Here is a 19,668-nt window from a genome sequence, read left to right as displayed (position 1 = left end):
GACGTGCCTCAGCGACCCGGCAGGTCGAGGAAGCGCGCGCCCGTCTCGTCGATCGCGACGAGGCCGTCGGCCGCGGCGATGCCGCGGAGCATGCCGGAGCCGGTCCAGCCCGTCGGGACCGGGGCGCCGTCGTCGTCGCTCCGCCACGGGAGCACCATCGTGCACCCCGGGCGGGATGCGGGGAAGCCGTCCGGGATCGGGTGCCGACGCCGTTCGGCGGGCGTCGCCGGCGGCGCGCCCTGGAGACCTCGGACGAGCGGGGCGAGGACCGTCGCGGCGGTCGCGAGCGCCGCGAGGGGGTTGCCGGGCAGGCCGACGAGCGGCACGCCGTCGCAGCCGGGCGCGGCACCCACGCCCTCGGCGACGAGCACCGGATGGCCGGGGCGCATCGCGACCTCGGGCACGAGGATGCGACCGCCCGCCGCCGCGATCGCGGCCCGCACGAGGTCGGCCGGGCCGTGCGAGGAGCCGCCCGTGGTGACGATCGCGTCGGCCGTCGCGGATGCGGCCAGGAGCCGTTCGACGAGGACGTCGACGTCGTCGCCCGCATGCTCGAGCACGACGAGTTCGGCGCCGAGGGCCGGGACGAGCGCGGCGAGCGCCGGGCCGAGCGCGTCGCGGACGGCTCCCCCGCCGGCTTCCCCGACGGTGCGGACCTCGTCGCCCGTGACGACGACGACGAGCCGCGGACGCCGCACGGCGAGACTGCTGCACCCCGCGGCCGCCGCGAGCGCCACGGCGCCGATCCCGAGCCGGACGCCCGCTCGCAGCAGCACCTCGCCCTGGTCGGCCTCTTCCCCGGCGGGACGCAGATCCGCGCCCGGCGGCGGGCCGCCCGGCTCGAGCGGTCGGAGCATCCGATCGGCGTCGAGCCGGCCGTGCTCGCGGCGCAGGACGGCCAGGGCGCCCGCCGGGACCGGAGCCCCCGTCGCGATCGGCCGCGCCCGGCCGGCTTCCAGCGGGACGGCGCACGGGTCGTCCCCGGCGAGGATCGCCTCGCCGACGCGCCAGGGCGACGACCCGGCCACGACCCAGCCGTCCATCGCGCTCGCGGCGAAGGCGGGCATCGGACGCGGGGCGACGACGTCGGCGGCGAGCACGAGCCCAGCGGCCTGTGCGAGCGGCACGTCGATCGGGCGCACGGGCGTCGCGGCGCCGAGCGCGTGGGCGATCGAGCGGGCCTCGTCGAACGGCACGCCGCCGGTCATGTCGCGCGTTCCGCGACGCGGGCGGTCTCCACGCCGAAACGGGCGGCATCCTCGGGGGTGTCGACGTCGTCGCACGCCTCGCCGAGGGGCGCCTCGGCGACCTCGAACCCGGCGAGCAGGCGCCGGAGCGGCGCACCGTCGAGCCCGCCGTCGGCGTCGAGCTCGGCGAGGGCGATGACGAGCGGTGCGCGGCGGTAGGCGGCGAGGACGGGCTGGCGCACTCCGGCGGCATCGACGGCGACGATCGCGTCGGCGCCGATGGACGACTCGGCCCTCACCGCGCGCAGCAGTCCGGCGACGGCGTCGGCCGGGCGCACGAGGTCGACGGCGAGCACGAGCACGAGATCCTGCGGGGTGCGAGCGTCCGCGGCGAGTTCGCCGAGCCCCGCGACGAGGGCCGGAACCGGTCCCCCGAACCGCGGCGCCTCCAGCGCGCTCCGCACCCGCTCGGAACCGGCGCGCTCGAGCACGGCGGCATCCGGCGCCGGGCCGACGACGACGACGCGGTCGGCGGCGGCGAGCGCGTCGAGGCTGCGCTCCAGGAGCATCCGGCCGCCGGCGACGAGCCGCGCCTTGTCGAGCCCGCCCAGCCGGCTGCCGCGCCCACCCGCGAGGACGATCGCGTCGAATCGCGGGGTCGCGTCGGGGCGCACGCTCACCTGCCGCCTCCGTCCCGGCGGCCGGCGCCGCCCGTCCACGCAGCGTAGCGAGGCATCCGTTGCGTCCGCGTGCCGCGACGCTCACGCTTCGGATGCCCGATTGTGAGGCCGGTGCCATTCCGCCGACACACCCGCGTCCTAGGCTGTGCCGCACCGCGGAGTCCCGCGGCGGCATCGGAGGGGACGCGCATGGAGCGAACGAGCGGCGGCGCGCGCACGCACTGCCCGTACTGCGCCCTGCAGTGCGCGATGACCCTGACCGAGCCGGCCTCGCGGGCGCCCGGCGAGCCGCTGCTGGAGGTCGCCGGCCGCGACTTCCCGACGAACCGCGGCGGGCTCTGCAAGAAGGGCTGGACGTCGGCCGTCGTGCTCGACGCCCCCGGCCGCGTCACGGTCCCGCTCGTCAAGCAGCCCGACGGCTCGTTCGCCGAGGCGTCCTGGGACGAGGCGCTCGACCTCGTCGTCGACCGGGTGCGGGCCGCGCAGGCGGCGGGCGGCGCCGACGCCGTCGGCGTGTTCGGCGGCGGCGGCCTCACGAACGAGAAGGCCTACCAGCTCGGCAAGTTCGCCCGCACGGCGCTGCGCACCTCCCGCATCGACTACAACGGCCGCTTCTGCATGTCCTCGGCCGCGGCGGCGGCGAACCGGGCCTTCGGCCTCGACCGCGGCCTGCCCTTCCCCGTCACCGACCTCGACGCCGCGCGCACGGTGCTCCTGCTCGGCTCGAACCCCGCCGACACCATGCCGCCGTTCCTCGGGCACCTCGAGGGCGCGCGCGCCGCGGGCGGGCTCATCGTCGTCGACCCGCGCCGCTCGTCGACCGCGCGCCTCACCGCCGACGGCGTGGGCATCCACCTCGCCGCGGCCCCCGGCACCGACCTCGCACTGCTGCTCGGACTCGCCCACCTCGTGATCGCGGAGGGCCTGGTCGACCGCGCCTACGTCGACGCGCGCACGAGCGGTTTCGAGGCCCTGCGCCGCAGCGTCGCCGAGTGGTGGCCCGAACGCACCGCGGCCGTCACCGGGGTGCCGGCCGACCGGCTGCGCGAGGTCGTGCGCCGCCTCGCCGAGGGCGACGCGTACATCCTCACGGGTCGCGGCGTCGAGCAGCACGCCGACGGCACCGACACGGCCCAGGCCGCCATCAACCTCGCCCTCCTGCTCGGCCTGCCGGGCACGGCCGGCTCGGGCTACGGCACGATGACGGGGCAGGGCAACGGCCAGGGCGGGCGCGAGCACGGCCAGAAGGCCGACCAGCTCCCCGGCTACCGCTCCATCGCCGACCCGGCCGCCCGTGCCCACGTGGCCGCGGTCTGGGGCGTCGACCCCGACTCGATCCCCGGTCCCGGCGTCCCCGCCGTGCAGCTCCTCGAGAGCGCCGGGGCGCCCGGCGGGGTCAGCTGCCTCTTCGTGCACGGCTCGAACCCCGTCATCTCCGCACCGAACGCGGGCGCGGTGCGCGCGGCGTTCGCGCGACTCGACACCCTCGTCGTCTGCGACTTCCTGCTCGGGGATACCGCCGCCCTCGCCGACGTCGTGCTGCCCATCGCCCAATGGGCCGAGGAGGACGGCACGATGACGAACCTGGAGGGCCGGGTGCTCCGGCGCCGGCGGGCCCTCGAGCCCCCGGGACAGGCGCGTTCGGAGCTCTGGATCCTCGCCGAGCTCGCCCGCCGGCTCGGCTCGGCCGCGCAGTTCGACACCGACCCCGAGACCGTCTTCGGGGAGCTCGGCCGAGCCTCCGCGGGCGGCAAGGCCGACTACTCGGGCATCGACTACCGGATGCTCGATGGCGACGAGCCGGTGCACTGGCCGTTCCCGGCCGGCGGCACCTCGACCCCGCGCCCGTTCGCCGAGCGCTTCGGCCACCCCGACGGGCTGGCGAAGTTCGTGCCGGTGAAGCGGCGCCAGAACCCCGAGACCCCTTCCCGGCCCGACGAGCTGTGGCTCGTCACCGGGCGGCTGCTGGAGCACTACCAGTCGGGCGCGCAGACGCGCCAGGTGCCCGAGCTCATGGATGCCCGTCCGCGGCTCGTCGCGACGATGCATCCGACCACGGCGAGCGCACGCGGGCTCGCGGAGGGCGACACGGCCGTGTTCGCCAACCATCGCGCGAGCATCTCCGCCCCGATCGCGCTCGACGCGGGCATCCGACCCGACACGGTCTTCCTGCCCTTCCACTTCCCGGGCGGCGACAGCGCGAACCTGCTGACGAGCGACGCCGTCGACCCGACGAGCTCGATGCCGGAGTTCAAGAGCGCCGTCGTGACCGTCGCGAAGGCCTGAGCGGGCTCGGAGATCGCGCCGGAGGTCGAGCTGGAACGCCGACCGGAATGCGAGAACGCCCGCCCCGCTGCTGCGGGACGGGCGTTCGATGCGTTCGGGCTCAGGCCTCGGTGGAACCGGGCTCGGAGTCCGACTCGGCCTCGGCTTCGGCCTCCGGCTCGTCGTCCGGGAGTTCTTCGAAGAGCCCCATCGGCGGCGTGACCGTGATGGTGCCGGACTCGAGGTCGACCTCGGGCACGATCGCCGAGACGAACGGGACCATGACCTCGCCGCCCTGGTGGGCGACGATGAGCAGATCCTGCGCGGGCAGGTGCTCGACGCGGAGCACGTGGCCGATCTCGGCGCCGTCGCGGACGATCTTCAGGCCCTTGAGCTGGTGGTCGTACCAGGCGTCCGGCTCGGCGGGCTCGTCCGGGTCGGCGTCCATCCAGAGGATCGCCTTGATGAGCGACTCGGCCGCGGTGCGGTCGTCGACGCCGTCGAAGAACCCGACGGGGTGGCCGTTGTACCAGCGCAGCTCGCGGAAGACCAGTTCCTGGCCGTGCCAGGGCGACTCCTTCGGCACCTGGAGCGAGAACCGGGCGCCCGGCACGAACCGGCGCTCGGGAGCATCCGTGAAGAGCTCGAGCTTGATGGCGCCCTTCAGGCCGTGGGCCTTCGTCAGGCGGCCGATGCGCAGGCGATCGGCCGGTTCGTGGTCGGCGCCGCGGGCGCCGTTGCGTTCCGCCACGTCAGCGGTCGGTGTCGACGACGTCGACGCGAACGCGCTTGCCGTCGGCGAGGGCCGTCACGAGCGTGCGCAGCGCCTTGGCGGTGCGACCGCCGCGTCCGATCACGCGACCGAGGTCCTCGGGGTGCACGTGCACCTCGAGGACCTCGCCGCGTGCGCTCGACGCGGAAACGACCGAAACGTCGTCAGGGTGATCGACGATCCCCGTGACGAGGTGTTCCAGCGCGGAGCGGAGCAAGACTTACGCCTCGTCCGCGGCAGCCTCGGCCTCGGCCTCGGGCTCGACGGCCTTGGCCGGCTTCTCGGCCTTGGGCTTGAGGACGACCTTCTTGGCGCCGTCGGCCACGTAGGCGGCCTTGGGCTCCTTGGTCTGGACGGTGGACTTCGCGTCCTTGTCGCCCTTGAACTTGCCCCAGTCGCCGGTCAGCTTGAGGATGGCCTCGACCTGCTCGGTCGGCTGCGCGCCGACGGAGAGCCAGTACTGGGCGCGGTCCGAGTCGACCTCGATGAACGAGGGGCTCTCGGTGGGGTGGTACTTGCCGATCTCCTCGATCACACGACCGTCGCGCTTGGTGCGCGAGTCGGCGACGACGATGCGGTAGTAGGGGGCTCGGATCTTGCCGAGGCGCTTGAGGCGGATCTTGACAGCCACAATTCTCCTGAAATGGTTTCGTTAGGAAGCGAACTGACAGCCGTGAGCGTGGGGTGCACACTCGGCGGAAGCTCAAAGGGTTTCCACCTCGCCGGATAGAGGGTCGGGCGAGACGGAACTCGACTGACCATTCTTGCAGATCGCCGAGCGAACGGCGAATCGGGTCGGACGGTTCGCGGCGCTCGCACAGGCAGGATGCCGTCGGTCCTGCCCCATCGGGGCGTCGGTCCGCAACCCCTCCCCCGTACGGCTTCGAAGTGCCAGGATGACGGGACCGGCGGCAGCGCGTCGGGGACGGGAGAGCCATGCACCTCGAGTTCGCCCCATCGCAGCGCTCGACGCTCGGCGTCGAATGGGAGATCGCCCTCGTCGACCGGAACACCGGCGACCTCGTCTCCGCGGCGCCGGAGATCCTGGCCGAGCTGGCGACGCCGCCCAAGGACGAGGACGGCAGGCCGCTCCCCCACATGACCGCCGAGTTCCAGCAGAACACCGTCGAGCTCGTCACGGGCGTGCACGAGCGGGTCGGCACGGCGGTCGACGAGCTGCGGGGCCTCCTCGGCCGCACCCGCGCGGCGGCCCGGGGCGTCGGCGACCTCGACCTCATGTGCGCCGGCACGCACCCGTTCGCCGAAGGCCGGGACCAGCGCACCACGGAGCATCCGCGCTACGCCCGCTTCATCGAACGCACCCGGTGGTGGGGCGAGAACATGCTCATCTGGGGCGTGCACGTGCATGTCGGCATCGAGGACCGCGACAAGGCGCTGCCCATCGCCGACGGGCTGCTGCGCTACCTGCCGCACCTGCTCGCCGTGAGCGCCTCGAGTCCGTTCTGGAACGGCGAGGCGACCGGCTACGCCTCGAACCGCACGCTGCTCTTCCAGCAGCTGCCGACGGCCGGGCTGCCGTATCCGCTCGCCGACTGGGCGTCGTTCGAGCGCTACATCGACGACCTCGTGCGCACCGACGTCATCGCCGACTCGACGGAGTTCCGCGGCGACATCCGCGTCGCACCGCAGTGGGGCACGGTCGAGCTGCGCATGTGCGACGGCGTCTCCTCGACGCGCGACATCGCGGCGCTCGCCGCCCTCTCGCAGTGCCTCGTCGAACTGCTCTCGACCCGGCTCGACGAGGGGGTCCGCCCGAGCGTGCTGCAGCCCTGGTACGTGCGGGAGAACAAGTGGCGTGCGGCCCGCTACGGCCTCGCGGCCGACGTCATCGTGGACGTCGCGGGCACGCAGGTGCCGCTCGTCGACGATCTCCGCGACCTCCTCGGCGAACTCGAGCCGATCGCCGTGCGGCTCGGCTGCGCGCGCGAGCTCGCCCACGTCCGCGACCTCATCGACGACGGCGGCAGCGCCGCCCGGCAGCTCGCCGTCGCCGAGGCCGCGGGCGGCGACTTGCGCGAGGTCGTCGCGCATCTGGTGCGCGAACTCGCCGAGTAGCCCCGCACCGGCGACGACCCGCTAGCGTCGGAGCGAGCCCGCCTCCCTGTGGAAGGAACCCATGTCCGAGCGCCCCGACGACGCCCCCGACCGAGACGACGTGCCGAGCGGCCAGCCGCCCGTGTGGGGAGGCGGCGCACTCGACGACGCGTTCGCGGTGGGGCTGTTCGCGTGGACTGCGCCGTTCGTCGGCGGGGCGTCCCTCGCCTTCGTGCTCGTCGGCTGGATCACCGTGTTCCCCGCGCTCTGGGTCGTCGGCTTCGGCGCCGTCGGGTTCGCGCTCGGGATGCTGGGGCGGCCGAGCACCCATCCCTCGGGTCGCACCGCGGCGCTCGTCGGACGCATCCTCGGCATCGCCGCGATGGCCGTCGGCGCCTACGCGGCGATCGCCCTCGTCACGGGCGGCGTCCTGCCGATGCTGCCCAACTGGTTCGTCACCGTCGCGGCCGCGCCGACCGTCGGCGCCTGAGCTCGCGGGCGCAGCCGCACGTGCCGACGACGAGGCCCGGCACCCGCTGATCGGGGGCCGGGCCGCGTCGTGCTCCGGATGCGGCTCAGGCCGGGATCGCGCGCTGCCGGATGAGCTCCGCGTACCAGCGGGCCGAGTCCTTCGTCGTGCGCTCGAGCGTGTCGTAGTCGACGCGCACGATGCCGAAGCGCTTCGAGTAGCCGTAGCCCCACTCGAAGTTGTCCATGAGCGACCAGACCTGGTACCCGCGCAGGTCGACCCCGCGCGCCATGGCGCGGTGCGCCGCCGTGAAGTGCCGGCGCAGGTAGTCGAGGCGCTCGGCGTCGTGGACGCGCCGCTCGCCGTCCTCGACGACCTCCTCGTCGGCGAACGCGGCGCCGTTCTCGGTGACCATGAGCGGCAGTGCGGGGTACGTCTCGTGGAGCGAGACGAGCAGGTCCTCGAGCCCGGACGGGTCGATGTTCCAGCCCATCTCGGTGTACGGCCCGGGCTGCACGAGGAACTCGACGTCGCGGGAGCCCGGCCAGGGCGTTCCGCCCATGTCCTTGTGGCCGTCGTTGTTCGCGCGCTCGCTGACGCCGTCCCACATCCGCACCGTGACGGTCGAGTAGTAGTTGACGCCGAGCACGTGCAGCGGCTGCCGGATGAGTTCGAGGTCGCCGTCGTGCACGAAGGACCAGTCGGTCTCGGCGGCGGTGTCGGCGATGACGTCGGCCGGGTACTCGCCGTCGAGCAGCGGTCCGAGGAACACGCGGTTGGCAAGGCCGTCGATGCGGCGGGCGGCCTCCGGGCCGCTCTCGCCGACGGGCCGGATGACGTGGAGGTTCAGGGTGATCGAGAACTGCGGGTCGCCCGGGACGACCTCGCGCAGCGCCGCGACGGCGAGGCCGTGGGCGAGGTTCAGGTGGTGCACCGCGGCGAGGGCCTTCCCGCCGTCCATGAGGCCGGGCGCGTGGGCGCCGGAGCCGTAGCCGAGGTAGGCCGAGCACCACGGCTCGTTGAGGGTCGTCCAGACTGCGATCTTCTCGCCGAGGCGCTCGCCGACGATGCGGGCGTAGTCCGCGAACGCGTACGCCGTCTCGCGGTTCGTCCAACCGCCCTCGTCCTCCAGCGCCTGCGGGAGGTCCCAGTGGTAGAGCGTCGCGATGGGCGTGATGCCGCGGGCGATGAGCCCGTCGACGAGCCGCTCGTAGAACGCGAGGCCCGCCTCGTTCGCAGGACCGCGACCGGTCGGCTGGATGCGCGGCCATGCGATCGAGAACCGGTAGGCCTCGAGGCCCAGCTCGGCCATCAGGTCGAGGTCGGACTCCCAGCGGTGGTAGTGGTCGCAGGCGACGTCGCCCGTGTCGCCGTTCCACACCTTGCCGGGAGTGCGGCTGAAGGTGTCCCAGATGGAGGGACCGCGGCCGTCCTCCTGCGCGGCGCCCTCGATCTGGTACGACGCGGTCGCCGAGCCGAAGAGGAATCCGTCGGGGAAGGCCAGCCCCGAGTCGCGGTAGTCGGCGTTGCCGGTGGTCATGAGGGCTCCCAGACGTGATCGAGGTGATGGGATCCGCCGGCCGGCCGATGCGGGTCGACCCTGGCGCGCGGACGCCCCCGAGTCTATCGACGGGGTTCCCGGCTCCGCTGACCGGCCGGTCAGCAACGGCAACCTCGTCGGGCCGCGCGAGCGGGCGGGGCGGCGGCACCTCGGATGCCCGCGGGGTCGGCTCTGCGGACGGCTGCGCGGCCGATGGGCCGATGCCCCGGCGTGCACGACTGCACTAGAGTCTCGTCGACCCGCCGTCCCCGGGGCGGGCCGACGTTTCGATGAAGGACGCCCCGAATGCTCCGACGTTCCTCTCCCCGTGCCGCCGCAGCCGCGTTCGCCGCAGCCGTCCTCGCCGCAGCCGCCCTCGCCGCAGCCGCCCTCGCCGCCATCGCCGCCGCCCCCGCCGGCGCCGCAACCACGCCGCCCGGCAACATGTACTACCTCACCAACGGCACCACCGGCGGCACCGCCGACCTCGCCTTCGGCTACGGCAAAGCCGACGACGTCGTCCTCATCGGCGACTGGAACGGCGACGGCACCGACACCCTCGGCATCCGCCGCTTCGAGCCTCCACGCGCCAAGATCCCGGCAATGCCCGTCGGAACGGAACGGGTCCGCCACACCGTGCCGGTGCCGATCAAGCGCGGCCTCTACAAGAGCATGGACTTCCGTTGGAGCGACTGCGCCTGGTCGCTCGTCGACCGACTGGACGGACAGGTGATGAAGGCGACCCTCGGCTACGGCAGCGATCCGGGCGAACCCGCCTATCTCGAGATCAGCGCGGAGTTCGACGAGATCGAGCTGATCTCCTACCGCCGACCGGATGGCACCTGGCCGAAGTGCGGCGGTTGGTCGGAGGTGCTGGCAACCGATCGCGCCCCGCTGCAAACCGAGGGAGGGAACGGCTCCTTCCGAGTCGGGCACGAGGTCGAGGCGGGCACGTTCCGTCTGCAGGGGGGACAGTACTGCCGTGTCCAGGCGGTGCGCGACTTCCGCGGCCAGGAATTCGACGATGACCGGAGCGTGCTCGCCGAGTGGTCCACCTTCAGCGACCCGGCGAAGCCGGTCGTCGTCCGCGCCTCCTACAACGGCATCGCGACGCGCGGCATCGTGTTCTCGGAGTACTGCAGCTGGCAGTTCGTGCCCTGAGCGCGGGAGCCGCTGGGATTCTCCACAGGCGTCCGATGCCGGGAGAGCGAGGACATAGCATCGCCGGGACCGTGTCGTCCCGAGCACGGCCCATCCGAAGAAGGAGCCACCCCGCATGAGACGTCGTCCCGTGCTCGTGACGGTCGCCGCGTTCGCCGCAGCCGCCCTCGCCGCCATCGCCGCCGCCCCCGCCGGCGCCGCAACCACGCCGCCCGGCAACATGTACTACCTCACCAACGGCACCACCGGCGGCACCGCCGACCTCGCCTTCGGCTACGGCAAAGCCGACGACGTCGTCCTCATCGGCGACTGGAACGGCGACGGCACCGACACCCTCGGCGTGCGCCGCGGCAACACCTACTACCTCACCAACAGCACCACCGGCGGCAACGCCGACATCACGTTCTCCTACGGCAAACCGACCGACGTCGTCCTCATCGGCGACTGGAACGGCGACGGCAAAGACACCCTCGGCGTCCGCCGCGCCAACGAGTTCTTCCTCACCAACGGCACCGCCGGCGGCACCGCCGACCTCGCCTTCTCCTACGGCAAACCGAACGACGTCGTCATGATCGGCGACTGGAACGGCGACGCCAAAGACACCCTCGGCGTGCGACGCGAAAGCACCTACTACCTCACCAACGCCACGCGCGGCGGCATCGCCGACATCACCTTCGCCTACGGCAAAGCCGCCGACGTCGTCCTCGTCGGCGACTGGAACGGCGACGCCAAAGACACCCTCGGCGTGCGACGCGAAAGCACCTACTACCTCACCAACGGCACCACCGGCGGAGCCGCGAACCTCACCTTCGCCTACGGCCGCGCCACCGACACCGTCCTCGTCGGCGACTGGAACGGCGACGGCACCGACACCCTCGGCATCCGCCGCCCCGCTCCGGTCCGCAACACCATCCCCGCCGGCCCCACCGGTGCGAGCGTCTGGGTCTACAGCGTCCCGACGCAGGTGAAGACCGGTCTGTACAAGTCCACGAACGCCACCGCCGACTGCGTCTGGATCACCCAGAACAAGGCCGGCGAGGAGATCGGCTACGGGTACGGCTACGGCGCCGGACGCCCTTCGTACACGCAGATCGGGAACGACGCGGCAGCGTTCGCCGAGTATCCGGCGTGCGGCACGTGGACGCAGGCGCTCCCGGACGACACGAAGGCACCGGTCGCATCCCCCGTCGACGGCCAGTACCGCGTCGGCATCGATGTCGCCGCCGCCACGTACACCGCCACGGTGCCGGCGAACAGCCCCGGATGCTACGTTTCCGCGCTCCGCGACTTCCGTGGCGTCGACGCGACGAGCATCATCGCGAACAACACCGCGACGCCCGGCCAGGTCGTCACCTGGCCGGTTCTGGGGAGCGACGTCGGCTTCGAGACCTTCGGCTGCGGCACCTGGGTGAAGCAGGCGCAGCCGACCGCCTCCCGCTCCGCGGTCGTGCCCCTCGATCTCCGCATTACCCCGGGATCGCTCGTGGAACGCCCCGGCGCCGAGTTCCGATCCATCGACTGACGTCGAGCGGAACAGGAACGGCCCCGGCTCGCGTTCGCGAGCCGGGGCCGTTCCTGTGAGCCGGGGATCAGCGCCCGAGCAGCTTCTGGAACTTTGCGAGGTCCTCGGCCGACGGCGCGGGAGCCGCACCGGCACCGGCACCGCCACCGAGGCCGAAGCCCGCACCGCCGGAGGCGGCCGCCGCGCCGGGCAGCGGCTTGCCGTCGGCGATGGCCTGGTTCTCCGCGGCGCGCTTGGCCGGGTTGCCCGAGCGGGACCCGCCCTTCTTGCCCTTCGACTTCGCCGCGGCGCGCTTGCCGCCGCCGATCGCGCCGGGGATCGGGCCCATGCCGGGGATCTGGGGCATGCCGCCGCGCGCGACGGTCTTCATCATCTTCGCGGCCTGCTCGAAGCGCGCGATGAGCTGGTTCACGTCGGTGACGGTCATGCCGGAGCCCCTGGCGATGCGCAGGCGCCGCGAGCCGTTGAGGAGCTTGTGGTTGCGCCGTTCGGCGGGCGTCATCGACTGGATGATCGCCTCGGTGCGGGTGAGCTCCTTCTCGTCGAACTGGTCGAGCTGCTGGCGCATCGCACCGGCGCCCGGCAGCATCCCGAGCATCTTCTTGATCGAGCCGGCGCCCTTGAGCTGCTGCATCTGCCCGAGGAAGTCCTCGAGCGTGAAGCTCTCGCTCGCGAGCTTCTCGGCGACCTTGAGCGCCTCCTCCTCGTCGAAGGCGGTCTGCGCCTGCTCGATGAGGGTGAGGATGTCGCCGAGGTCGAGGATGCGGCTCGCCATGCGGTCGGGGTGGAAGGCCTCGAAGTCGTCGAGGCCCTCGCCCGTGGACGCGAAGATGATCGGCCGGCCCGTGACGGAGGCGACCGAGAGCGCGGCGCCGCCGCGCGCGTCGCCGTCGAGCTTGGAGAGCACGACGCCGGTGAAGTCGACGCCGTCCTGGAAGGCCTTGGCCGTCGCGACGGCGTCCTGGCCGATCATGGCGTCGATGACGAAGAGCACCTCGTCGGGGTTCGTCGCCTTGCGGATGTTGCCGGCCTGCTTCATGAGCTCGGCGTCGACGCCGAGGCGGCCGGCGGTGTCGATGATGACGGTGTCGTGCTGGGTGCGCTCGGCGTGCTTGACGGCGTCCTTCGCGACCTTCACGGGGTCGCCGACGCCGTTGCCGGGCTCCGGCGCGAACACGTCGACGCCGGCCTGCGTGCCGACGACCTGGAGCTGGTTGACGGCGTTCGGGCGCTGGAGGTCAGCGGCGACGAGGAGCGGCGTGTGCCCCTCCTTCGCGAGGTGCTTCGCGAGCTTGCCCGCGAGCGTGGTCTTGCCGGCGCCCTGGAGGCCCGCGAGCATGATGACCGTCGGCGGGTTCTTCGCGAACTGCAGGCGGCGCTGCTGGCCGCCCAGGATCGCGACGAGCTCCTCGTTGACGATCTGCACGACCTGCTGCGCGGGGTTCAGCGCACGGTTGACCTCGTCGGAGAGGGCGCGCTCGCGCACCTTGCCCGTGAACTCCTTGACGACCTCGAGCGCGACGTCGGCGTCGAGCAGGGCGCGACGGATCTCGCGGACGGTGCCGTCGACGTCGGCCGCCGAGAGCTTGCCCTTCGTGCGGAGATTCTTGAAGGTCTCTGCGAGACGGTCCGAGAGCGTGCCGAAAGTTGCCATAGTGCCGACCATTCTACGTGGCTCGGCGGCCTCAGCTCTCGTGTCGGACGTCGACCACTTCCCGTGTGATGTCGAGGACGATGACGAGGCGGTCGTCGAGGTCCTCCGGAGCGAGGGCGTACTCGAACTCCGCGAACGATTCGCCGCCCCCGTCGGCGTCCGGACGGAGGTCGACGCGCACGAGGCTCAGGGAACGCAGCGCGTCGATCTGCTGGTCGCCCGAGTCGCGGGTGATGGACTCCTCGGCGATCTCGAGCGTCTCCTCGTCGCCGTCGAACAACGCGTTCAGGAACGCGACGACGGTCGACGAACTGCTCGCGAGCTGGCCGACGAAGGCCTCGCGGATCTCGCCGTCGAGGTCCTCGAGGTCGGAGATGAAGCCGGCCGCCCGGTCGAGGGCGTCGGTGGAGACGAAGTCGGCGTCGGCGTCGAGGACGACCTCGACGTCCTGGTCGGCGAACTGGCGCCGCTCCGACCAATAGTCGCCGATGAGTCCGAAGTAGTCGTGTTCGAGGGTCATGCTCTGCTCCCTGCTCTCAGCCGACGAGCTTCTCGGCGAACACGTGGGGCGTGAAGCCCGTGAGGTCGCCGATGCCCTCGCCCTGTCCGACGAGCTTGATGGGCAGGCCCGTCTTCTCCTGCACGGCCAGGACGAAGCCGCCCTTGGCCGAGCCGTCGAGTTTCGTCAGCACGAGGCCAGTGACGCCCGCGTGCTGGATGAACGCCTCCGCCTGGGCGAGCCCGTTCTGGCCCGTCGTCGCGTCGAGGACGAGCAGCACCTCGCTGATCGGCGCCTGCTTCTCGACGACGCGCTTGATCTTGCCGAGCTCGTCCATGAGGCCGCCCTTGGTCTGCAGCCGCCCGGCGGTGTCGATGATGACGATCTCGATGCCCTCGCGCTTGGCGCGATCGACGGTCTGGAAGGCGACGGAGGCCGGGTCCTGGCCCTCGCGCTCGGGCCGCTCGATCGCCGCGCCGGCACGCTCGGCCCACGTGGCGAGCTGGTCGACGGCGGCCGCGCGGAAGGTGTCGGCGGCGCCGACGAGGACGCTGCGGCCGTAGTTGCCGAGGAACTTCGCGAACTTGCCGATGGTGGTCGTCTTGCCGACGCCGTTGACGCCGACGACGAGCACGACGGCGGGCCGTTCGGTGAGCTTCAGCGTCGTGTCGAACTTCGAGAGGCGCTCCTCGATGAGCTCGCGCAGCATGCGGTTGAGGTCGCGCGGATCGGTCGTGCGGTACCGCTCGACCTGTGCGCGCAGCTGCTCGACGATGTCTTCCGTGACGTCGGGACCGAAGTCGGCGCGGATGAGCGCGGACTCCAGGTCGTCCCACGTGTCATCGTCGATCGTCTTCGCGCCGAAGATGCCGCGCAGCGCGCTGCCGAGCGACCAGGATGCACGTTCCGCCATGCCTCCAGCCTAGGCGCTCGGCCCCGGATGCCCGTGCAGTGCGGCCGCGGACGGCGGCGGTCGACCGGATAGGTTCTCCCACGTGACCTTCCGGTTCCTGCTGCCCGAATCGCGCCCGCTCGTCGACGTCGACTACCCCGACGGACCCGGCAACCTGCCCCAGCAGACCCGGGCGCTGCGGCGCGATTACGGACGCGCGTCGCGGCTGTTCGTGGGGATCGGGGCGACCCTCGGCTTCGGCATCGCGCTGCTCGTGCTCGGCGGAGCGCTCGACCTCGTGGCGACGGGCGGCGCTCTGCTCGGCGTGCCGTTCGGGCTCGTCGGCCTCGGCGGTGCCGTCGTGACGGGATGGCTCCTGCTCGGGCTCCACCGCAGCGGCCGGCGGCTCGCGCGCGCCCTCGCTTCCCGCTATCGCTCGACCTACGGTCCCGAGCACCGCGGCGGCCTCGGCGACGCCGGCCTCGCGCGGTACTTCGTGTTCGAGCCGTTCCTGTTCTGGCGCATCGCTCTCGCCTCGATCACGCTGCTCGGCGCGATCATGCTCCTCTCGATCGCCGGATTCATGCCGGAGCAGTCCGCGGCCGGGCGGCTGCTCAGCGGGGCGTACGGCCTCGTGCTGCTCGTCGCGGGTTGCGGGCTCTTCGGCGGCACCTTCCGGGTCAACGCGGCGCACTCGCGACGCGATCCGGTGCAGCGCCGACTCTGGGGCGACTGACCGAACGGGCGACGGAGCCGCCGGCAGCCCGATCGCGCGGAGGCATCCACGACCCCGACGGTAGCGGATGCCCGGCCGACCGCGCCGCGCGCGTCCGGGCGCACTCCCGCGTTACGCGGGCTGCGCCTCCCGCACGCGCTGGCCGACGACGGCCGACACGCCGTCCTGGCGCATCGAGACGCCGTAGAGCGCGTCGGCGATCTCCATCGTGCGCTTCTGGTGCGTGATGACGATGAGCTGCGAGTCGGCGCGGAGCCGCTCGAACGTCGTCAGCAGGCGGCCGAGGTTGGCGTCGTCGAGCGCCGCCTCGACCTCGTCCATGATGTAGAACGGGCTGGGGCGGGCCGTGAAGATCGCCATGAGCAGCGCCACGGCCGCGAGCGAGCGCTCGCCGCCGGAGAGCAGCGAGAGCCGTTCGATCTTCTTGCCGGCGGGGCGCACGGCGACGTCGATGCCCGTCGTCAGCAGGTCGTCGGGATTCGTGAGCGTCAGGGAGCCCGCGCCGCCCGGGAAGAGGATCGGGAAGACCTCGTCGAACGCCGCCTTCGTGTCCTCGAACGCGCTCGCGAAGATCGTCTGCATCGTGCCGTCGAGCTCTTCGATGATCGTGATCAGGTCGGCACGGGTCTTCGAGAGGTCGCTCAACTGCTCGGTGAGGAAGAGGTGGCGCTGCTCGAGCGCGGCGAACTCCTCGAGCGCGAGCGGGTTGACCCGGCCGAGCTGGGCGAGCTTGCGCTCGGCCGCCCGGTGCCTGACCTCCTGCTCGGCCCGCACGAACGGCTTGGTCGGGGTCGTGCCGTCCTCGTCGGGCTCCGCGTCGTCGAGCGGCACGGGGTGGTCGGGCCCGTACTCGCCGAGCAGCACCTCCTCGCCGAGGCCGAGCTCGCTCTGCGCGCGCTCGAGCAGGCTCGAGACGTGCAGCTTCTTCTCGTAGATGCGCAGCTCGAGTCCGTGCACGTCCTCGGTGACGGCCTGCAACCGCTCGCGCACCCCCGCCTCGTCGCGGCGGAGTCCGACGAGCTCCTCGTTGCGTCCGGCGCGCTCGTGCTCGGCGCGGGCGAGCGCGGCGCGCGCCTCCGCGGCCGATCGGGAGGCGGACTCGAGGAACGGCGGCAGCGCCCGGGCGACGCGGGTCGCGGCGTCGAGCTGACGACGGCGCACGACGGCCCGTCGCGCGGCTTCCTCGGCGGCGCGCTGCTCGGCCTCGTAGCGCCGCTCCAGGCCGTCGATGCGGGATGCCTCGCTGCGCACGCGCTCGCGGGCCGTCTCGACGGCGAGCCGGGACTCAACCTCGCTCTCGCGGGCGCGCTCGACGACGGCCAGCGCGCCCTCGCGCGCCGAGGCGTCGAGGACGGGGCGCGGCACGGCCGCGTGGGTCTCCAGTTCGGCCTTGGCGGCCTGCGCGACCGTCTCGGCGTCGGCGACGCGCTCCGCAGCCTGGGCTGCGGCCGCGGCGAGGCGCTCGCCCTCGGCCGTGGCCGCCTCGTGCTGGGCGCGGGCGCGGTTCAGCCGCTCGGCGCGCTCGGCGAGGTGGGCGTCGAACTCGCGCAGCGCCGACAGCGCGGCCTGGGAGGCCTGCTTGGCGCGGTCGTGCGCGGCGCGGTGCTCTCCGAGCTCGTCGCGCGAGCGCTCGATGAGGCCGACGAGTTCCGTGTGGCGGGCCCGTGCGGCATCCAGCTCGGCGAGCAGTTCGATGCGTCCGGCGCCCTCGCCGCTGCCGCCGCGGAGCATCCATTCGGCGACGACCTCGCCCGACTTCGTGACGATCGTGAGCGTGCCGCCGGCGAGCTCGGGCAGCAGTGCGCGGGCCGCGTCGAGATCGTCGACGACCGCGATGTGCTGGAGGATGCCGAGGATGCCCGCGGGCGCGCGCACGACCGAGGCCGCGGCGACGGCGCCGGCCGGCACCGGGCCGGCGTCGGGCGCCGTCGAACCGGCGACGACGACCTCGACCCGGCCGAGTTCGCGGTCCGCGGCTGCGGCGAGCGCGGCCACCGCCGCGTCATGGGAGTCGACGAGCACGGCGTCGGCGAGCGTGCCGAGCGCCGCGGCGATCGCGGCCTCGAACCCGGGCTGCACCGAGACGGCGTCGGCGACGAAGCCGCGGATGCCCGGCAGGCCCGCCGCGACGAGCTCGGCCGATCCGCCCTGCACGTCGAGGGCGCGACCGAGGGCGCTCGTCTTCGCGGCCAGGGCGTCGCGCTCGCGCTCATCGGCGTGCAACGTCTCGCGGAGCCGTTCGATCTCGCCCTCGGCCTCGAAGACGGCCGCCTGGGCCAGTTCGTACGCCTCGTCGAGGTCGAGGTCCGGCTCGGCGTCGAGCTCGGCCGACTCGGCCTCCTCGAGCGCGATGCGGGCGGCGTCGGCGCGGCGGGCGGCGGCCTCGACGGCCTGCTCGTGGCGCAGCACCTCGCCCCGCACGGCGGCGAGTTTCGAGGCGGCGCTGTCGTGGCGGCCGGCGAGACGCTGCCGCTCCTGGTCGTAGCGGGCCACCGCGGCGGACTGCGCGGCGATGTCCTGGTCGACGACGTCGAGGCCGTCGCGGGCGGTCTGCACGGCCGCACGGGCATCCGCGAGCCCCTGCTCGGCCGTGCCGATCGCCTCGCGGAGCCCGGCGAGCTCGGCCTTGGCCTCGTCGATCGCACCGCGGGTGACGCCCTGCACCGCTTCGGGCTCGCGTTCGGCCCCGAGCAAAGCGATGCGCTGCTCGGCGAGACCGGCGAGGCTGCGCAGCTTCTCCTGCGCCTGCTCGAGTGCGAAGGCGATCGAACGCGCGGTGTCGACCTCGTCGCCGACGAGGCTCGCCTCGATCGCGGCGATGCGGTGCTGCAGGTCGCCCTGCCGTTCCTGCAGCACGAGCCGCTCGGCATGGCGCTCGTGCTCGGTGCGGCCCGCCTCGTCGAGCACGCGGCGCAGCTCCCCCACCTCGTCGGCGAGGAGGCGCGCCTTCGCGTCGCGGACGATCGCGGCGATGGACGCCGCTTCGCGCGCGACCTCGGCCTGGCGGCCGAGCGGCTTGAGCTGGCGCCGGATCTCGCCGGCGAGGTCGGACAGGCGCGTGAGGTTGGCCTGCATCGCGTCGAGCTTGCGGAGCGTCTTCTCCTTGCGCCGCCGGTGCTTCAGGATGCCCGCCGCCTCCTCGATGAAGCCGCGGCGGTCCTCGGGGGTCGCGCGGAGCACCGCGTCGAGCTGGCCCTGCCCGACGATGACGTGCATCTCGCGGCCGAGGCCGGAGTCGCTGAGGAGCTCCTGCACGTCGAGCAGCCGGCACGACTGGCCGTTGATGGCGTACTCGCTCGCGCCGTTGCGGAAGAGCGTGCGGCTGATCGTCACCTCGGTGTACTCGATCGGCAGGGCGCCGTCGGAGTTGTCGATGGTGAGGGCCACCTCAGCGCGGCCGAGCGGCCCGCGCGTCGCGGTACCGGCGAAGATGACGTCCTCCATCTTGCCGCCGCGGAGGCTCTTGGCGCCCTGCTCGCCCATGACCCAGGCGAGGGCGTCGACGACGTTGGACTTGCCGGAGCCGTTCGGGCCGACGATGCACGTCACGCCGGTCTCGAAGGCGAACGTCGTCGGCTGCGCGAACGACTTGAACCCCTTCAACGTCAGGCTCTTCAAGTACACGGGCCACCTGCTCCTCACGTGCGCGAACGCTCCGTGCAGCGTAGTCGACGCGTCGCCCGGGTCCGTTCGCACGCGCCGCTACCCGCCTCTCGGCAGGACGACTAGCCTGACGCCATGCGCGCCGACCTGCGGCCCATCCCCTTGCCCGACCGCCTCTCCGACGAGGCGGCGGCACCGTTCCTGGACTACGTCGCGCTCGCCGAGCGGCTGAGCGTCGCCGTCTGGGGCGACGACTCCCAGGCGGGCAGCGCCGCCGAGTGGCTCGCGTGGCTGCGCGACGACGAGTACCGACGTCACGACCTCGTCGGCGCCTACGAGGGCGAGCGGCTCGTCGGGTACGCGGCATCCTGGTACGACCCGGATCCGGCGGCGCGCTCGACCGACGCGCAGGCCGGCGTGGCGCCGGAGCACCGGCGTTCCGGTGTCGGCAGCGCGCTCCTCGCGCACGTCGAGGCGTTCGCGGATGACGCGGGCCGCAGCGTCGTCGTCGGCTACAGCGAGCACTCCGCCGCCGACGCCGACCGCCCGGGGCCGGCCCTCCGCCCGCCCGACGGCGCGGCGAGCCTGCCCGCCGACGAGCCGGCCGCGGCGTTCGCCCTCGCGCACGGCTAC

The 19,668-nt window shown here is 73.1% G+C and carries 17 protein-coding genes; 7 read left to right on the top strand and 10 right to left on the bottom strand.

Annotated features, from left to right (window positions below; all coding sequences use genetic code 11):
- Positions 1 to 8: 8 nt before the first annotated feature.
- Entirely contained in the window at positions 9 to 1,208 is a 1,200-nt protein-coding gene (locus GB864_RS06975) for a molybdopterin molybdotransferase MoeA (protein ID WP_160423627.1), read from the bottom strand.
- Positions 1,205 to 1,867 carry an NTP transferase domain-containing protein gene (locus tag GB864_RS06970; protein WP_202107033.1) on the bottom strand — a complete coding sequence of 221 codons (663 nt, stop codon included), beginning with the start codon at positions 1,865 to 1,867 and terminating at the stop codon, positions 1,205 to 1,207. The genes GB864_RS06975 and GB864_RS06970 overlap by 4 nt, the downstream gene beginning before the upstream one ends.
- Positions 1,868 to 2,056: 189 nt before the next feature.
- On the opposite strand from GB864_RS06970, the gene GB864_RS06965 reads away from it, so the two are divergent.
- A complete protein-coding gene (locus GB864_RS06965) occupies positions 2,057 to 4,153 on the top strand; it encodes a molybdopterin oxidoreductase family protein (RefSeq protein ID WP_160423626.1) in 2,097 nt (698 codons plus the stop codon).
- Between the two features lie 100 nt (positions 4,154 to 4,253).
- Here the strand turns inward: GB864_RS06965 and rimM are convergent, their stop codons facing one another.
- From rimM to rpsP, 3 genes are read right to left on the bottom strand one after another with little or no spacing between them, the layout of a single operon-like run.
- The gene (rimM, locus tag GB864_RS06960; protein WP_160423625.1) at positions 4,254 to 4,883 is read right to left on the bottom strand and encodes a ribosome maturation factor RimM; all 630 of its coding nucleotides are present in this window, start codon (positions 4,881 to 4,883) and stop codon (positions 4,254 to 4,256) included.
- Between the two features lies 1 nt (position 4,884).
- Positions 4,885 to 5,121 carry an RNA-binding protein gene (locus tag GB864_RS06955; protein ID WP_160423624.1) on the bottom strand — a complete coding sequence of 79 codons (237 nt, stop codon included), beginning with the start codon at positions 5,119 to 5,121 and terminating at the stop codon, positions 4,885 to 4,887.
- 3 nt (positions 5,122 to 5,124) lie between these two features.
- The gene (rpsP, locus tag GB864_RS06950) at positions 5,125 to 5,535 is read right to left on the bottom strand and encodes a 30S ribosomal protein S16 (protein ID WP_160423623.1); all 411 of its coding nucleotides are present in this window, start codon (positions 5,533 to 5,535) and stop codon (positions 5,125 to 5,127) included.
- 305 nt (positions 5,536 to 5,840) lie between these two features.
- Between rpsP and GB864_RS06945 the strand changes: the two genes are divergently transcribed.
- A complete protein-coding gene (locus tag GB864_RS06945; RefSeq protein WP_160423622.1) occupies positions 5,841 to 6,980 on the top strand; it encodes a glutamate--cysteine ligase in 1,140 nt (379 codons plus the stop codon).
- Between the two features lie 61 nt (positions 6,981 to 7,041).
- Positions 7,042 to 7,449: a hypothetical protein gene (locus GB864_RS06940; protein WP_160423621.1), complete on the top strand. Its 408-nt coding sequence runs from the start codon at positions 7,042 to 7,044 to the stop codon at positions 7,447 to 7,449.
- 85 nt (positions 7,450 to 7,534) lie between these two features.
- On the opposite strand, the gene GB864_RS06935 is transcribed toward GB864_RS06940, so the two are convergent.
- The gene (locus GB864_RS06935; protein ID WP_160423620.1) at positions 7,535 to 8,968 is read right to left on the bottom strand and encodes a GH1 family beta-glucosidase; all 1,434 of its coding nucleotides are present in this window, start codon (positions 8,966 to 8,968) and stop codon (positions 7,535 to 7,537) included.
- 306 nt (positions 8,969 to 9,274) lie between these two features.
- On the opposite strand from GB864_RS06935, the gene GB864_RS06930 reads away from it, so the two are divergent.
- On the top strand, positions 9,275 to 10,129 hold the full coding sequence (locus GB864_RS06930) for a hypothetical protein (RefSeq protein ID WP_160423619.1): 855 nt from the start codon (positions 9,275 to 9,277) through the stop codon (positions 10,127 to 10,129).
- 115 nt (positions 10,130 to 10,244) lie between these two features.
- Complete coding sequence (locus GB864_RS06925; RefSeq protein WP_160423618.1) at positions 10,245 to 11,651, top strand: hypothetical protein; 1,407 nt, start codon at positions 10,245 to 10,247, stop codon at positions 11,649 to 11,651.
- Positions 11,652 to 11,718: 67 nt separating this feature from the next.
- Here the strand turns inward: GB864_RS06925 and ffh are convergent, their stop codons facing one another.
- The 3 genes from ffh to ftsY are packed head-to-tail and all read right to left on the bottom strand — an operon-like array spanning position 11,719 to position 14,717.
- Positions 11,719 to 13,305 carry a signal recognition particle protein gene (ffh, locus tag GB864_RS06920; RefSeq protein WP_160423617.1) on the bottom strand — a complete coding sequence of 529 codons (1,587 nt, stop codon included), beginning with the start codon at positions 13,303 to 13,305 and terminating at the stop codon, positions 11,719 to 11,721.
- Positions 13,306 to 13,336: 31 nt separating this feature from the next.
- Positions 13,337 to 13,825, bottom strand: coding sequence for a DUF2004 domain-containing protein (locus GB864_RS06915; RefSeq protein ID WP_160423616.1), 489 nt, complete (start codon positions 13,823 to 13,825; stop codon positions 13,337 to 13,339).
- Positions 13,826 to 13,841: 16 nt separating this feature from the next.
- Positions 13,842 to 14,717 carry a signal recognition particle-docking protein FtsY gene (gene ftsY, locus GB864_RS06910; protein ID WP_160423615.1) on the bottom strand — a complete coding sequence of 292 codons (876 nt, stop codon included), beginning with the start codon at positions 14,715 to 14,717 and terminating at the stop codon, positions 13,842 to 13,844.
- An 82-nt stretch (positions 14,718 to 14,799) separates the two neighbouring features.
- Between ftsY and GB864_RS06905 the strand changes: the two genes are divergently transcribed.
- Complete coding sequence (locus GB864_RS06905) at positions 14,800 to 15,432, top strand: hypothetical protein (RefSeq protein WP_160423614.1); 633 nt, start codon at positions 14,800 to 14,802, stop codon at positions 15,430 to 15,432.
- 111 nt (positions 15,433 to 15,543) lie between these two features.
- Here the strand turns inward: GB864_RS06905 and smc are convergent, their stop codons facing one another.
- Positions 15,544 to 19,056: a chromosome segregation protein SMC gene (smc, locus tag GB864_RS06900; RefSeq protein WP_160423613.1), complete on the bottom strand. Its 3,513-nt coding sequence runs from the start codon at positions 19,054 to 19,056 to the stop codon at positions 15,544 to 15,546.
- A 114-nt stretch (positions 19,057 to 19,170) separates the two neighbouring features.
- On the opposite strand from smc, the gene GB864_RS06895 reads away from it, so the two are divergent.
- On the top strand, positions 19,171 to 19,668 hold a 498-nt coding region (locus GB864_RS06895), incomplete at its 3' end, for a GNAT family N-acetyltransferase (protein ID WP_160423612.1).

It is taken from the genome of Agromyces seonyuensis, from assembly GCF_009789225.1.
In the GTDB taxonomy this organism is placed as follows: Bacteria; Actinomycetota; Actinomycetes; order Actinomycetales; family Microbacteriaceae; genus Agromyces; species Agromyces seonyuensis.
This window is presented reverse-complemented; position numbering and strand designations above follow the sequence as displayed.

Excerpts from the sequence above, each read along its gene's own strand:
- GB864_RS06935 (WP_160423620.1), bottom strand. The coding sequence starts at position 8,968 with ATGACCACCGGCAACGCCGACTACCGCGACTCGGGGCTGGCCTTCCCC.
- GB864_RS06940 (WP_160423621.1), top strand. The coding sequence starts at position 7,042 with ATGTCCGAGCGCCCCGACGACGCCCCCGACCGAGACGACGTGCCGAGC.
- GB864_RS06975 (WP_160423627.1), bottom strand. The coding sequence starts at position 1,208 with ATGACCGGCGGCGTGCCGTTCGACGAGGCCCGCTCGATCGCCCACGCG.
- GB864_RS06930 (WP_160423619.1), top strand. The coding sequence starts at position 9,275 with ATGCTCCGACGTTCCTCTCCCCGTGCCGCCGCAGCCGCGTTCGCCGCA.
- GB864_RS06925 (WP_160423618.1), top strand. The coding sequence starts at position 10,245 with ATGAGACGTCGTCCCGTGCTCGTGACGGTCGCCGCGTTCGCCGCAGCC.
- ffh (WP_160423617.1), bottom strand. The coding sequence starts at position 13,305 with ATGGCAACTTTCGGCACGCTCTCGGACCGTCTCGCAGAGACCTTCAAG.
- ftsY (WP_160423615.1), bottom strand. The coding sequence starts at position 14,717 with ATGGCGGAACGTGCATCCTGGTCGCTCGGCAGCGCGCTGCGCGGCATC.
- GB864_RS06965 (WP_160423626.1), top strand. The coding sequence starts at position 2,057 with ATGGAGCGAACGAGCGGCGGCGCGCGCACGCACTGCCCGTACTGCGCC.
- GB864_RS06945 (WP_160423622.1), top strand. The coding sequence starts at position 5,841 with ATGCACCTCGAGTTCGCCCCATCGCAGCGCTCGACGCTCGGCGTCGAA.
- GB864_RS06915 (WP_160423616.1), bottom strand. The coding sequence starts at position 13,825 with ATGACCCTCGAACACGACTACTTCGGACTCATCGGCGACTATTGGTCG.